This window comes from Macrococcus bovicus, from assembly GCF_030376725.1.
Taxonomy (GTDB): domain Bacteria; phylum Bacillota; class Bacilli; order Staphylococcales; family Staphylococcaceae; genus Macrococcus; species Macrococcus bovicus.
Genome location: NZ_CP128470.1, coordinates 683,441 through 696,906, shown reverse-complemented (window position 1 = coordinate 696,906; position 13,466 = coordinate 683,441). Strand labels below are relative to the sequence as shown.

The 13,466-nt window shown below is 46.3% G+C and carries 11 protein-coding genes; 2 read left to right on the top strand and 9 right to left on the bottom strand.

The annotated features are described in order from the left end of the window. Positions 1 to 4: 4 nt before the first annotated feature. Positions 5 to 679 carry a CpsD/CapB family tyrosine-protein kinase gene (locus tag QSV55_RS04030; protein WP_289650797.1) on the bottom strand — a complete coding sequence of 225 codons (675 nt, stop codon included), beginning with the start codon at positions 677 to 679 and terminating at the stop codon, positions 5 to 7. 9 nt (positions 680 to 688) lie between these two features. Beyond that, positions 689 to 1,366, bottom strand: a complete 678-nt coding sequence (locus tag QSV55_RS04025; protein ID WP_289650796.1) for a YveK family protein — start codon at positions 1,364 to 1,366, stop codon at positions 689 to 691. 228 nt (positions 1,367 to 1,594) lie between these two features. Here QSV55_RS04025 and galU point away from each other — a divergent pair, with 228 nt between their 5' ends. Beyond that, on the top strand, positions 1,595 to 2,467 hold the full coding sequence (gene galU / locus QSV55_RS04020) for a UTP--glucose-1-phosphate uridylyltransferase GalU (RefSeq protein WP_239035454.1): 873 nt from the start codon (positions 1,595 to 1,597) through the stop codon (positions 2,465 to 2,467). Between the two features lie 32 nt (positions 2,468 to 2,499). Here galU and QSV55_RS04015 read toward each other — a convergent pair whose 3' ends face one another. Together QSV55_RS04015 and QSV55_RS04010 are read right to left on the bottom strand one after the other, a co-directional pair. After that, positions 2,500 to 3,675: a glycosyltransferase family 4 protein gene (locus tag QSV55_RS04015; protein WP_289650795.1), complete on the bottom strand. Its 1,176-nt coding sequence runs from the start codon at positions 3,673 to 3,675 to the stop codon at positions 2,500 to 2,502. Positions 3,676 to 3,731: 56 nt separating this feature from the next. After that, on the bottom strand, positions 3,732 to 4,865 hold the full coding sequence (locus QSV55_RS04010; protein ID WP_289650794.1) for a YVTN family beta-propeller repeat protein: 1,134 nt from the start codon (positions 4,863 to 4,865) through the stop codon (positions 3,732 to 3,734). A 139-nt stretch (positions 4,866 to 5,004) separates the two neighbouring features. Between QSV55_RS04010 and QSV55_RS04005 the strand changes: the two genes are divergently transcribed. Next, positions 5,005 to 5,814, top strand: coding sequence for a glycosyl transferase (locus QSV55_RS04005; protein ID WP_289650793.1), 810 nt, complete (start codon positions 5,005 to 5,007; stop codon positions 5,812 to 5,814). Positions 5,815 to 5,843: 29 nt separating this feature from the next. Here QSV55_RS04005 and QSV55_RS04000 read toward each other — a convergent pair whose 3' ends face one another. The 5 genes from QSV55_RS04000 to QSV55_RS03980 are packed head-to-tail and all read right to left on the bottom strand — an operon-like array spanning position 5,844 to position 13,457. Beyond that, on the bottom strand, positions 5,844 to 6,746 hold the full coding sequence (locus QSV55_RS04000) for an ABC transporter ATP-binding protein (RefSeq protein ID WP_424960675.1): 903 nt from the start codon (positions 6,744 to 6,746) through the stop codon (positions 5,844 to 5,846). After that, entirely contained in the window at positions 6,739 to 8,091 is a 1,353-nt protein-coding gene (locus tag QSV55_RS03995) for a glycosyltransferase family 4 protein (RefSeq protein WP_289650792.1), read from the bottom strand. The genes QSV55_RS04000 and QSV55_RS03995 overlap by 8 nt, the downstream gene beginning before the upstream one ends. Positions 8,092 to 8,104: 13 nt before the next feature. Then, on the bottom strand, positions 8,105 to 9,820 hold the full coding sequence (locus QSV55_RS03990) for a hypothetical protein (protein ID WP_289650791.1): 1,716 nt from the start codon (positions 9,818 to 9,820) through the stop codon (positions 8,105 to 8,107). A gap of 8 nt (positions 9,821 to 9,828) precedes the next feature. Then, complete coding sequence (locus tag QSV55_RS03985; protein WP_289650790.1) at positions 9,829 to 12,525, bottom strand: glycosyltransferase; 2,697 nt, start codon at positions 12,523 to 12,525, stop codon at positions 9,829 to 9,831. Beyond that, entirely contained in the window at positions 12,525 to 13,457 is a 933-nt protein-coding gene (locus QSV55_RS03980; protein WP_289650789.1) for a hypothetical protein, read from the bottom strand. The genes QSV55_RS03985 and QSV55_RS03980 overlap by 1 nt, the downstream gene beginning before the upstream one ends. Positions 13,458 to 13,466 lie beyond the last annotated feature (9 nt).

The following is a 13,466-nucleotide window of genomic DNA, read 5'->3' as shown; positions in this document are numbered from 1 at the left end:
TTATTTAGTTACCATAATAGTATTCATTTTCTACATTTTTATTCATTTTATTTAGAACAGCCCCACAAATTTTGCATTTACCTTTATCTAATATATTCTTAGCTTTAATAATCTCATTTCTATTTTTTGCCAAACTATTAACTACTAATACAGCCCCATCTACTGAATTGCTAAGGATCTGTGAATCTGCAACTGCTAATAATGGAGGTGCATCAATTATTATAATTTCATAATCTTCTTCTAAACGTTCTAGTAATTTTTCCATAGTTTGAGAAGATAGAATTTCAGTCGGATTAGGCGGAGTAGGTCCAGCAGTCAGTATATCAAAATTTTTATAAATATTTTTCCTAATAGCATTTTCATAAGTAGTTTGACCAGCTATAACATTTGATAATCCTGTATTATTCATCAATTCAAATATTTTATGGATTTTTGATTTTCTTAAATCACAATCTATAAGAAGAGTTTTATAATTTGAAACTGCAAATGATAACGCTAGATTACTTGAAATTGTTGTTTTCCCTTCGCCAGGTACAGTTGAAGTAACAAGAATTTTTTTCATTTTTTCATCAGATGCTGTAAAAAGAATATTAGTTCTTAGAGTTTTAAATTGCTCTGAAATAATAGATTTTGGATCATCAATTACAGGTAAATTAATTGCTTGTCTTTTTTCTTCCATAACAATCTCCTATTTATAAATATTACTTATTTTTCCTATAGTTGGTAAGTTCAAATATGTCTCCACTTTTTCTTCGGAATCAATTTTTGTATTATATAGTTCTTTTAAAAGCAACCAAAGTAACCCTAAAAAAAATGATAGAAATGCTGCAATTATAGAATATAAAATTGGTTTAGGCTTAATAGGATTAATGTTTTCATCTGATTTAGCTTCAGAAAAAATTGATAAATTATCTACTCCCATTACCCTTTCTACTTCAGTTTGAGCTACATGAGCTAAACTGTTGGCTATTTTAGCAGCATCATCTGAAGAATTCGCATTAACTACAATCTTAATAATTTGAGAAGTATCGCTACTTATAACATTTATATTTTGTTGAAGTTCACCTTCAGAAATCTTTAAATTTAATTGATTAATAACTTTTTCTCTTACAATACCTGAATTAATCATTTGGGAGTATGTATTAATTAATTGCAAATTTGTTTGAACTTCATTTGGATTATAAACACTATCATTTTTATTTTTTTGATTTATAATTACTTGAGCCTCAGCTTGATACACGGGTTTGATTAAATATATAGAGACAGCCATTGTCAATAAGATTGCCGTCACTACTATCGCAAGGATCGCTTTCCAATGGTTTCTCAATATTTTAAACACATCTCTTAAATCGCTAATATTTTCCATATTTGACCTCTTCCTTCAAAAATTTTCTTTTTAGTTAACTAAAAGATATAAACTTTAAAGATATTATTCTTTTATGTATAATCTTATTATTGCTAAAGATAGTAATTTTATCAATAGAAAATAATATTTATATGCAACTTGTAATAAAACATTTACATTTCTCGGATAAAATATTTTTTTAGCATTAAAGTTTGTTATGATTAAGAAAACCAAAATGTGAGGTATACTATGAAAAAAATTACGAAAGCCATTATTCCTGCAGCAGGCCTCGGCTCGCGCTTTCTGCCTGCCACTAAAGCGATGCCGAAGGAGATGCTGCCGATACTCGATACACCGACCATTCAGTACATTGTCGAAGAAGCAGTCGCTGCCGGTATTGAAGACATCATTATCGTCACCGGCAAACATAAGCGTGCCATTGAAGACCATTTCGATTCTCAGCTGGAACTCGAACTGAACTTGAAGGAGAAGAATAAGACTGATCTGCTTGAGAAGGTTGAACATTCAACGCATTTAGCGAACATCTTCTACGTCAGACAGAAATCACCGCGCGGATTGGGCCATGCCATCTGGACTGCTAAACAGTTTATCGGTGATGAACCGTTCGCTGTACTGCTCGGTGATGATATTGTGGACGCTGAGGTCCCTGCCATCAAGCAGCTGATGGATGTCTACGAGCAGACGGGTACTTCAGTGATTGGCGCCAAAACGGTCACCAGGGAGGATACTGAGCGTTACGGTATTATCGAGAGTTCAGAACAGGAAGGCCGCATGTACAAAGTGGACCGCCTGATCGAGAAACCGAAACTCGGCACGACAGATTCCCGGCTCGCCATCATGGGCAGATACGTCCTGACACCGGATATCTTCGACTATCTGGATGCACAGGAAATCGGCACAGGCGGAGAAATCCAGCTGACGGACGCCATCCAGAAAGTCAATGAAGCCACAAGCGTCTATGCTTATGACTTCGAGGGCAACCGTTATGATGTCGGTGATAAACTAGGATTTGTAACAACGACACTGGAGTATGCGATGCGGTCAGATTTAAAAGATGAACTGCTTCCCTTTATGGAGGATTTAATTAAACGTCATCAATAAAAAAGCGATCCGCACTCGGCGGATCGCTTTTTTTATCGTTTCAATACTTCTTCCAGCTTCTTAATATTCTTCTCCCACAGAAACTCCTCCTGTACGAGCGTCCGTGCATTTTCCCGCATCTGCTGTTCGAGTGCATGGTTACTTTTAATCCGTTCAATCGCATCGAGTATCTCTGTTGTTGTCGCACGTTCTTTCGCGTAACCGACCTGGTTGTCGTTGATCAGCTGATTGGCATAGCCGCCGAGGTTCGTGACGACCGGTACACCGCAGCCGATGCCGTCGATGATCTTACCGGGCAGGACCGTCAGGAAGGTATCTGTCTCCTTTAAGAGGGAGAGCTGGATATTATGTGTGCGGATCATCTCGAGGCATTCCTGCCGGCTTTTCTCATGATAGGCGGTCACATATTTGAAGTCATGATCCTGAATATAGTTGAAGAAGTTATGGGCATTCATCCCATAGACGACGGCATTGAAGTAGATGCCTCTTTCTTCCAGGCCTTCTGCTACTTCAATCAGCTGGTCATAGCTCTGGGCGAAGCCGATATTGCCGGTGTAGATGACCTTGAAGTCCTCGGTCACCTCACTGAAGGCAAGCTCCTCCTGATTGAAGGCATTCGGGAAGTAATACTGCTTGACTTGTGGTGCCAGCTGCTCTATATGGGCCCTGAAGCCTTCGTTGTTGATGATGATCGTGTCTGACACGCGGTACATCCGCTTCTCGAGATATTTCAGGACCGGGAAGATGAACTTGAATGACTTGAGCTTGTCAATGCCGATCAGTGAATCCGGCCACAGGTCCCGGACCTCGAGCACTCTTTTCGTCTCATGTCTCTGGCCGAAGAACGCCGCCCACGGCATAAAGATATTCGGTGTCGTGACATAGAGGACATCATAGGCCGCCTGCTGCTTCCTGATGGTCCGTCTGACTTTAAGCCCGAGCTCAAAGTAATAGAGGAGACGCATCGCCATGGATCTGCTCTGCTTGGATGTCCGCATCTTGATGCGCTTGATGTCAGCCGACCGGTTGATCTGTTCATCGTACCAGAACTTCTGGTCCTGATACATCCTCTCATTCGGATAGCTCGGCTCTGTCGTCAGCACGTCGACCTGATGGTGTCCCGATAAATGCTTGTACAGATTTCTGAAGCGGTTCGCGCCGGAGCCGATTTCCGGATAGAAGTTCTGTGTTACGAGTAGTATCTTCATATTTCTCTCACCTTTTAGTATAGTCCGTCTATTATAGCATTTCAGGACGGATACTTCTATTGGCTGTAGACATCCAGTGAGCCGCTGTAATTGGCCACCCAGACAGTGTGCGTCACCGGTTCGTAGGTAATACCGATCGGCATATGGCCGGTCCTTACTTTCTGCAGCGGCTTAAGTGTCGCTGCATCAAATTTGGATGCCGTGTCTTCGTTGTAGTTGACGACATATAAGGATTTGTTGTCCTGTGCTAGCGCCATCGACCGCGGTTCCTGCCCGGTCTGTGTCCTCGCGAGTATGCGCGCATTCCTGTCCATCTTGATGAGTTCATTGGCACCGGCGACGGTGAGATAGATATGCTCCTGGTCATCAATGACCAGGTGACGCGGACGGCTGCCTGTCTTCAGTGCGACTTCACTTTTACCGGTGGTCAGGTTGACGCGGTAGATTTCATCGGCGTACATCGCTGTCACGTAGGCCGTATGATTGTCTTTCAGCGTGACGATACCGCGGGGCATCGAGTTCAGCGGGATTCTCTTTCTTTCCTTTGCGGTCTTCGTATCGACGACAGACAGCGACTTGTCACACCAGTTGGAGACGAGCAGCTGCTTGTTGTCCGGGGTCAGTGCGACATATTTCGGCACCCGGCCGACCTGAATGACCTGATCCCAGTCTTTCTTATCAAGGGAATAGCGATAGACAGCTGACGGCTGGATACCCGTGCCTGCTGTACATTCGTCTTCCGCCTCAGCACCGAGCCCTGTCAGCTGGTACTGAGACACATAGGCATACTTGCCGTCTCTCGTCCACACGGCTTCAACAGGTGCGCCGCTGACTTCTTGATGGATACCGATGGCAGACAGATCCGTCTTGTCACTGAGTGTCTGGGTCAGCCTGCGGGATTTGGCATCATAAAGCGTAACGGTATGCTGATACATCATATTGTTCGCAATCAGCTGACCGTGGCCGTTCGCGACCACCGACTTCGGTGTGATAGGTCCTTCAGCCAGACTGGCGAGGTGCTTCATCCGGGTCGTATCGGATGCTGCAGTTTCAGTTGACGGCTTTTCTGATGATGGTGCTTCCGTTGTCGTCTCTACCGTCTCCTTTGGTGCCGGTTCTGCTGTTATCTTGTCCTGCTGACTGCAGCCGGCCAGCATGAGCAGCCCGGCTAATAACAGTGATTTTTTCATATGCATTCCCCTTAATGTTGATGCTTCATTATACCATAGGATTTTCCAGTTTAAATGAATGATGTAAGCGGTTAACGTCATTTCTTGACTAATCACTGAAAGATGATAAATTAAAGAAAAGACTGAAAGGATTTATACGATGAAAACTCTTCACTATGACACGATGACACTTGAAGACCTGACGTTTGATGCAGTGGAAACGATTCAGGTGATGAAAGATGGACTTGATTTCTATTTCAGAACCCACTTTAAGACAGACAACGATGAACTGGTAATCTTCTCAAACGGTGCCTATGACCCGTCCAAAAGCCAGCTGCCGACGTTCAACCGGTATTCCTGGTCTGAAGATATCCAGGCGAACTGTCTCTTTGTGGATGACCGTTCACTCCACGATAACGGCCTGAGACTGGGCTGGGGGGTCGGCACACCTGACCGTCATTATCTCCAGGATTATTCCGCCATCGCGCTGAAGTTCAGAGCACTGCTGAACCTGGACAGTGCCCATACGATCTATTTCGGTTCTTCTGCCGGCGGTTATATGTCCCTGCTACTTGCCAGTCTGGATACGGGCAGCATGGCCCTCGTCAATAACCCGCAGACTTATGTGCTCCGCTATCACGAGAGTGCAGTGATGAAGATGCTGGAGCGGCTCCTTGGAACCGATGATAAGGTGGAAGCGAATAAACAGTACGGTGAACGCCTATCTGCGACCGCCTTCTTCAAGAAATACGGCGTGCCGAATATCTACTATATGCAGAACTTAGAATGTAAATCTGATGTTGACAATCACTTCACGCCGTTTGTGGCGAACCTCCGCAAATACAAGATGGCCATGAGCTCCATCAAATACTTGATGTATCACAACAAGCAGCAGGGCCATAACCCGCTCGGTAAAGAGGATACACTGAAGATTCTCAATGAAACCATCCAGAAGAAGATGCCATTATAAAAAGACTCCCATATGTATGGGAGTCTTTTTTAGTGGAAGAGCTGGAAATAGGTGCCCGCTGCAAGCAGGCCGGTCAGCGCAAAGCCGATGAGGTAATCGACCGGACTCTTCTTCTCTTTATCTTTCAGGAAGGCCTCACCGCGTTCCTGCTGTCTTGCGATCATCTCTTTCTTATAGGCCAGCTGCTCTTCTTTCGGCTTATGTCTGTAGACACGCATATATTTCGCGTAGCTGTCCGTCACCGTCTTGACATCACCGTATTCCGTGACCTCACCGAACTGCAGCCAGAGCGCCTTGTTACACATCTTCTTGATCTGTGAGGTTGAATGCGAGACGAAGAAAATCGTCACGCCTTTCTCCTGGAACTCACGCATCTTGGCGATACATTTGTTGGAGAACGTCTCATCACCGACCGACAGCGCCTCATCAACAATCAGCACATCCGGTTCTGTATGAATCGCTATGGCGAAGCCGAGACGTGACCGCATACCGCTTGAGTATGACTTGATCGGCTGGTAGATAAATTCGTCCAGCTCACTGAACGCCACGATATCATCGAACTTCTCATTGACTTCCTTCTCGCTCATGCCGTGCATCAGACATTTCATCTTGATGTTCTCGACGCCTGTCAGCTCGTTATTAAGACCCGCTGAAATGGCGATGAGTGAGCTTCGTCCTTCTATCTCAATCGTGCCCGATGTGGCCTGCGTCACTTCCCCGAGGATATTCGACAAGGTTGACTTACCTGAGCCGTTCAGCCCGATGATGCCGACTGAATCCCCGGCCTCCACTTCAAACGACACATCCCGGAGCGCGTAGTACGGTTTCTCCTTATAGAAGTTACCGAACGTAAAAAGGGAGATGAGTTTATCTTTCTTACTGTTATTCAGGTCATAGACTTTCGAGACATGGCTCACTTTGACTTTAGACAATAACCTCACCATCCTTCGTGAAGCGCGTCCGGTCAGTCGACAGCCAGCCCACTTCTTTATTTTCCACAGCGGTGTAAGTGTCATAGAGCTTCTGCTGTTCAACGTCCCAGTTATATTTCAGTTTCGCTGTCTTGCAGTTCTCTGACAGCCTGTTGCGGAGCGCCGGATCCTTGAGCAGCGTATTGACGGCGCCCGCAATTTCTGATGCGGAATGACTATCGACAGCCAGGCCGACCTGTTCGCCTTCTACGACTTTCTTCACTTCAGGGAATGAGCAGCTGACAACAGGTACGTGCGCCATGATATATTCGAACAGCTTATTGGACGATGCCGAATAATGGTTGAAACAGATATTCTGCAGCACCTGGAAGCCGAGGTAGGCTTCTCTTGTATAGGAAGGCAGCTCTTTGAAGTGCACTTTCGGGATGAACTTGATGCGGTCCTTCGCCGGACTTGCTGCGGCCAGTTCCTTCAGTTTCTTCTCCAGCTTACCGGCACCGAGGAAGACGAGCGTCCCCTCTGTGATCTGCGGCATCGCTTCAATGAGCAGTTCCAGTCCCCGGCCCTGCTGCAGGCCACCTTGATACAGCAGGATCTTCTCATCCTGCGGCAGACCGAGCCGGGCGTGAAGATCGACTTTCGGTTTATCGTCAATGTTGTAGAGCTCCGAGTAATTATAGAGCGTCCGCGGATAGAAACCGTAGATATCCTCGTTATGCTGGGCGCGTGTATGATTTTCAACCATCATCTCATCAACGAAGTTCAGCAGGAAGCGTTCAATCCGTTTGATTTTCTTCGGATCATAGCCTGTACGTGATGACTGCACTTCATGTGAATCGTAGATCAGTTTACGCGGTTTGAGTCTCAGCTTCGAACAGACAATCCCCTGCGGCAGGGTATTCAGATCGTTCGAATGGTAAATATCCGCGTTCTGCCTGTAGCCTTCCTTGATCATGCGCAGAATGACCGCACCGTTGACAAAGCTCTTCCGGAACTTGCGGATCTTGATCATCATAGCGGCCATCAGCATGGCGGACGCAAAGTAGATCAGGAGCATCCAGTTGATGTAGAGAAATGCCGCACTGATCACGGTCGATACAGCACCGACTGTGATCAGGAAGCGGTTCTTGTCCTGCTGGTAACAGGTGATGACAAGCGGATAGCGTCTGACACGTGTCACATGGAAATGTGGATTGATTTCTTCATAGGGTTTGACGGAAGCGTCCTTCGGGTCATCGATGGCGATGAGGTTGACGTCATATTTCTCTGACAGCGCTGTGCACTCACGGTTGACACGCGCATCGTTAGTGAAATGATTCCAGACAAACATGGTTACTTTCTTCATTTATTTCACCTTCTTAGTTTATCGTCAGTCTGGCAGCTTTCTGCCAGGACTCACGGTCGTAAAGCTTATTGTACTTGATCGTCACGCTGACCACACCATCCGGCTCAACGACCAGTGACTTACCTGTCGTCAGCGCCTGATAAGGGTAGCATTGATCAGCTATCTGCAGGCTGAGCGTGCCGACAGCAGCGGCATTCTTATAATGGCTCATGATATTGACTGCACACGGTTCTGTGCCTTTATTGCGCAGGTTGAAGGTGACCTCTGTCTTCTTGAGCGGAAACTTCGGCACGACCTGATCGCCGGCAATAATGACGTCGTCCCCTTCAATCTCTACTGAACCCTGCTGTTCTTTGTAGAGGGTATAGAGGTTCTCCTGTTCATTGACGGGATAGAAGTTCAGCACCGGCCAGAAATGGTTGATCCATTCGCGGTGCAGCACTTTCCGTCTACGGTCAGACAGACTCGCGCTGGTGACCCGGCGCAGCATCTCCCGTGTATTCAGCAGAATAAAGACTTCGACACTGTTATCCGTCTCCTGGGTGATATTGCTGTGCCAGTTGCCCATCCGCTGCTCCTGATAGTAGAGGTCCGGCAGATAGTGGCCGCGCGCTTTGGCGACAGTCAGATCAGCACGCCGGAAATAGGATTCTATCATCTCATCAGCATCTATCGTCAGTGCTTCCGGCTTCTTCCGCTTGATGACCTCCTTGAATGAAAAGTCATCAGGTACATAATATCGGGGCACGACCGGCAGCTTGGCCAGCTCAAAGATAGTGGATTTGATATGCACTTTTCCTCTGAAGTCGCTTGCTGCCAGCTTCTCACTTAAGCTGTAGGAGTGAAAGGACTCAAACTGCCGCGCATAGTCCATTGTCTCGTCACTGATGTACTGATTGGCATCAATCTGCAATAACGTATGGTTCAGACCGAGATCTGAAATGATATCACTGACAATCCTGATATCGTTCGCATAAGCCTGTTCTGCAAAAGCCGATAACTTCGCCGTACTGTTGTAAGTCAGCAGCGGCAGTGTCTTATCATGCATCACAGCAAGTGATACTCTTGAATCAATACCCGCTGTAATCGTCAGATAAGTGTCCTGGGTACGCAGCCAGTCCCGCATCGCCGTAAAATGGCGGATGGTGTCCTGCAGAATCGTTGTCGTCTCCATCACCTCGTAATCCTCTGACGGAAAGAAACGTGTGGTCTGCTGGTTGTGCAGTGACAGGTACGTGTTCGGATTCAGTTTATAAATATGGTGGTAACGTGAAAAATCGAGATACCCATTGATCATGCCGTCGTACTGTGCGACCGCTGCCTCGTAGTGGTGCTTCGCGACATAGGCAGCGAGTCCGCTATGAGATGCCGCAATGGGCAGGGATTCATGATAGAAGACCGGCCGCAGCGTTGTGGCATCCGGATAGACTTTCAGGTCGTCCTCCTCTACCAGTAAAATATAGCGGCCGTTCATGCGGTTCAGTAATGCCTGCTGATCAGTCGGGTTCGTATCGAGCATCTTCAGGATATCGCGGGTAGAAAGTGAGATATCTTCCATCACGGCGTAGCCGAGAAGGATGAGATGACGCTCGCCCTTATATTCCGTCACGGGCAAATCCGGGGAATGTAACAGAACATACGAACCGATCTTTAAAGTCTTGATCTCCTGTCCAGTGATGGGCTGTTCAGTTAAGACAAATCCTCTAAAATAATGTTGATCAACCTGCATATTTTCACCTACTTATGATAATTGACTTCTTCTTTCAGACTCTTGATGACATCATTTAAATCTTTATCTTCAGGGCGGTCAAACTCGTCATACAGACTGTAGATATCCAGGAAACGGGTAATGGCTTCAGCACGTTCCTCAGGGTTGATACGGTCGAGTCTGACGATGTACCAGCCTTTGACATAGAAGTTGAAGCGTTTTTCCATATACGTATCCATCAGCTTGTTCTTCAGCAGGAACGGAATACGTTCTGTTTCGAGCTTATAGTATTTGTCAAAGAACTTCTTGGAGATGGTATTGGTCACAGAACCGGAGACTGCCGCGTAGTACATATGGATATACTCTTTCACTAGCAGCACCTGTCTTGAGTTCAGGACGAGTTCCTGGAAGAACATCGTATCCTGACCGGCTGCACCTTCAACCATGCGCAGGTTATTCTTCTTGATGATGTCTGATTTGACCACCAGCGCCTGGATACTCTGTGCACGTAAGCCGCAGCGTTCCATAAAGTCATGTGGATCCGTGATCAGTGCTTCACCGTTATTGTACTTCGTCCCTGTGACATAGAAGTTGAACTCAGAGCGTTTCTTGTTATCTTCTTTCAGGATGTTACCGACCACCATATCAAGGTCAGGGTTGTCCTGCAGCTTATCATAGAGATACTTGTAGCCGTCCCCGATCGCTTCATTGTCCGGATCCAGATAGGTGATGAAATCTGTTGAGGCCAGTTCAGCCCCTTTATTCCGAGGGCGAGACGCACTGCCGCTGCCGCTGTCAAATTCATAGTAGACGATGGATGGATTCTGTCTGCGCAGACGATTGATGATCTGAATCGTCAGCTCGTCTGTACTGCCGTCATTGACGAAGATGATCTCCATCTCATCATACATGCTGGAACGTTTCAGTGACGCCATACACTTATCTTCAAGATAAGTCCCGTTATTATGAATCGGAATGATGACGCTGAGCTTCTTGCTGCGATTGACCGGGATAGCTGCGAGGGCCTGTGGTGTCGTCACTTCAACACGGTCCAGTGCATACCCTGTCAGGTCGGCCTGCTTCATCGTGCTGATATCATATAAAGTCAAGCCATCATACTGGCTAGATGTGTAGTTATGATGCTCTGACTCATCCGCTGACTTAGTGACAAAGTCCACGTCTGTATATTTGAAAGCACTATACAGATCTTCCAGATAATATTCTTCGTAGTAGTAATGATCCTTGAAGTAAGTCACGAAGCCTTCTGTCAGACCGGCTGCGTTAAAGTCACGTTCGGTCATCAGGTGTTTATTGCCGTAACTTTGCGCGTCAAACTGCTGCTGGATGCTTGCTGTGATCTCAGGGACAACGACATAGATTGCATGTTCAAAGGTATCTGTATAGTCGATACCGATGTCGTGCATGATCTGCAGCATACGATGATACGTTGTTTCACTTCTCATGACACTCCGGATGCCTTTGGCCTGGATGGACTTCAGGTCATCCTCTGATAAATTGTTGAAGATTGTTCTGAAGTCTGACTGATGGTTCAGGATAAAGACATTCGGGAACTTGTTATTGACGCCGACTGAGTAGTTGGACAGGAGCAGGTTACCGAAGGCCTGCAGTTCATAGATACGGTTCGCGAACATCGTATCAGAATATTTCACTGAGTTGACATTGATCGCCCAGCGGAAGATCTTGTGGATCTTCTGCAGATTCTCGTGACTGAGCGGTCCGGTCACATTCGGGATATAACGCAGCGGGAAGTAATAGCGGGAACGCTGCAGTTCCAGGTTACGGTCAATGATGGTCAGTTCCGTATCGTTCTTGATGATGGCATCAAAGATACGCGCCGCTTCTTTATTACGCTGCGGGTAGCGGACCATCCAGCTGCCGGCAAAGATGACTTCATCCTTGTAGCGACGGCTTAAGTCCGTCCGTGTACCGACCGGATTATGATAATGCGGGTTGATACCGAATGACAGGGTGCTGACTTTGTCATTGCCTGTATACTCACGGTAGGCATCTTCTATTTCGATGGCTGACGTATAGATATAATCACAATGTGTCGCTAAATCTTTAAAGACATCATAGTTTACCGGGTCTTCTTTGGAATAGAAGATGACAGGAATCTGTTTCGCTCTGAGGAGCGCAATCAGCTCAATCGCGTGACGTCTGACCGCACCGTTCAATGAGGCAAGGCCGGACCAGCTTTTGTCGATACCTGTCCAGGCGGTCGCGATAATCACAAAATCAAAGTTAAGATCGATCTCTTCATAGTCATGCGGGATATAGACAAGGTCCACCACATCTTTATAACTGTTATAAAGGAACTCATCACAGATGATACCGACGCGTTTGTTGATCTTGTTGAAGACACGGCTGCCGTTAGATTCCGGTAATGTCGCCAGATAAGGTTCCAGCTTGCTGAAGAAATCGGTCTTCCCTTCCCGCTGCCATTTCTCCAGGAAATCAACAAAGGATTCATTCTCCTTCATATTACCGAGCAGGGATAACGCCAGGTGATAATCACGGGACAGCACATCCTGATACTGCTGGTAACGCTCTATCTTACGTTCTGTTTCCAGCACATCGAAGCTGACGGGCGTCGCCTCACTTACATTCTTCGCACTTTGTTCTTCTGTCGTTTCTGACACTTCATCAGGATTCAGGATTCGTCTGACAATTTTGTCCTGAAAATTATGTTCTCTACTAAACACCATTATTTTCTACCTCGCTTTGAACGTCGTTCCCAGATCACAAGCTGCAGCTTACCCAGTTTAGAACTGCGCAGATTAGCGTAACGTTTCGTCACATTTTTAGTCAGTTCTTTCTGCTTGAGCAGTTTCTTCTCGAGTGCAATATTTTCATTCAGCAGTTTCATCATGATGTTCTTGACTGTAGCTTGTTCATTGCTATAGATCATGTCTTTGTGCTGAGCGATGATGGCCTGCTCACTGAAGTCCTGTTCTGCCGGCGTCACTGTCTCAAAGCCGACCAGGTCATCCGTTGACACCCAGCCTGCGACAGCACCCTGCTTGATCCGTGCCCGCTTCAGACGCGGAAAGACCGCCTGGACAAAGACTTCCTCTTCGCGGTCCAGCTGGTTCATGAGGATTTTCTCGTCCATCTTAGACGTCGCATAGAGTTCTGTCTGATCATGCTTCAGCTGTGTATATACCTCCACATTTTCCATCCGGTCGATGACTTCTGACGGCGCGAAGGCCACAAACGTATTCTTTCTGAAGATTGCTTCCAGCAGCTGGCCGTTATGATAGGCAAAGAAGCGGCTGAATACCTGATACCGCTGGAAATATAAGTTGTAGTCGCCATTCTTGTTGATCAGGCTGTTGAGCTCCGGCGAATAGAAATCCTCATATTTCACTTCAATTTTCTCGTTCTTCTTATTAAAGAGCGGAATAGAAGAGACAAGTTCAAACCAGCCGACGAGCACATTCTTATATTCCACAAGCACCATCTTCTGATCCTCATTGAAATCATGAGAAACGACTTTGACGATTTTGTTGTTGTAGTCTTTCACACTGCCGATTGCCTCGGTCATTTCCTTGTCTACAAAAATCTCATTTTCAGCTGGCTCATTGACGAGAATATATTCAACGAACTGAAAATTATCATTAATAAATTCCGTGTTCATAGTTCACCT

What these genes read in the sequence shown, in the direction of transcription:
- QSV55_RS04030 (WP_289650797.1), bottom strand. Translation starts at nt 679, where the DNA reads ATGGAAGAAAAAAGACAAGCAATTAATTTACCTGTAATTGATGATCCA.
- QSV55_RS04025 (WP_289650796.1), bottom strand. Translation starts at nt 1,366, where the DNA reads ATGGAAAATATTAGCGATTTAAGAGATGTGTTTAAAATATTGAGAAAC.
- galU (WP_239035454.1), top strand. Translation starts at nt 1,595, where the DNA reads ATGAAAAAAATTACGAAAGCCATTATTCCTGCAGCAGGCCTCGGCTCG.
- QSV55_RS04015 (WP_289650795.1), bottom strand. Translation starts at nt 3,675, where the DNA reads ATGAAGATACTACTCGTAACACAGAACTTCTATCCGGAAATCGGCTCC.
- QSV55_RS04010 (WP_289650794.1), bottom strand. Translation starts at nt 4,865, where the DNA reads ATGAAAAAATCACTGTTATTAGCCGGGCTGCTCATGCTGGCCGGCTGC.
- QSV55_RS04005 (WP_289650793.1), top strand. Translation starts at nt 5,005, where the DNA reads ATGAAAACTCTTCACTATGACACGATGACACTTGAAGACCTGACGTTT.
- QSV55_RS03995 (WP_289650792.1), bottom strand. Translation starts at nt 8,091, where the DNA reads ATGAAGAAAGTAACCATGTTTGTCTGGAATCATTTCACTAACGATGCG.
- QSV55_RS03990 (WP_289650791.1), bottom strand. Translation starts at nt 9,820, where the DNA reads ATGCAGGTTGATCAACATTATTTTAGAGGATTTGTCTTAACTGAACAG.
- QSV55_RS03985 (WP_289650790.1), bottom strand. Translation starts at nt 12,525, where the DNA reads ATGGTGTTTAGTAGAGAACATAATTTTCAGGACAAAATTGTCAGACGA.
- QSV55_RS03980 (WP_289650789.1), bottom strand. Translation starts at nt 13,457, where the DNA reads ATGAACACGGAATTTATTAATGATAATTTTCAGTTCGTTGAATATATT.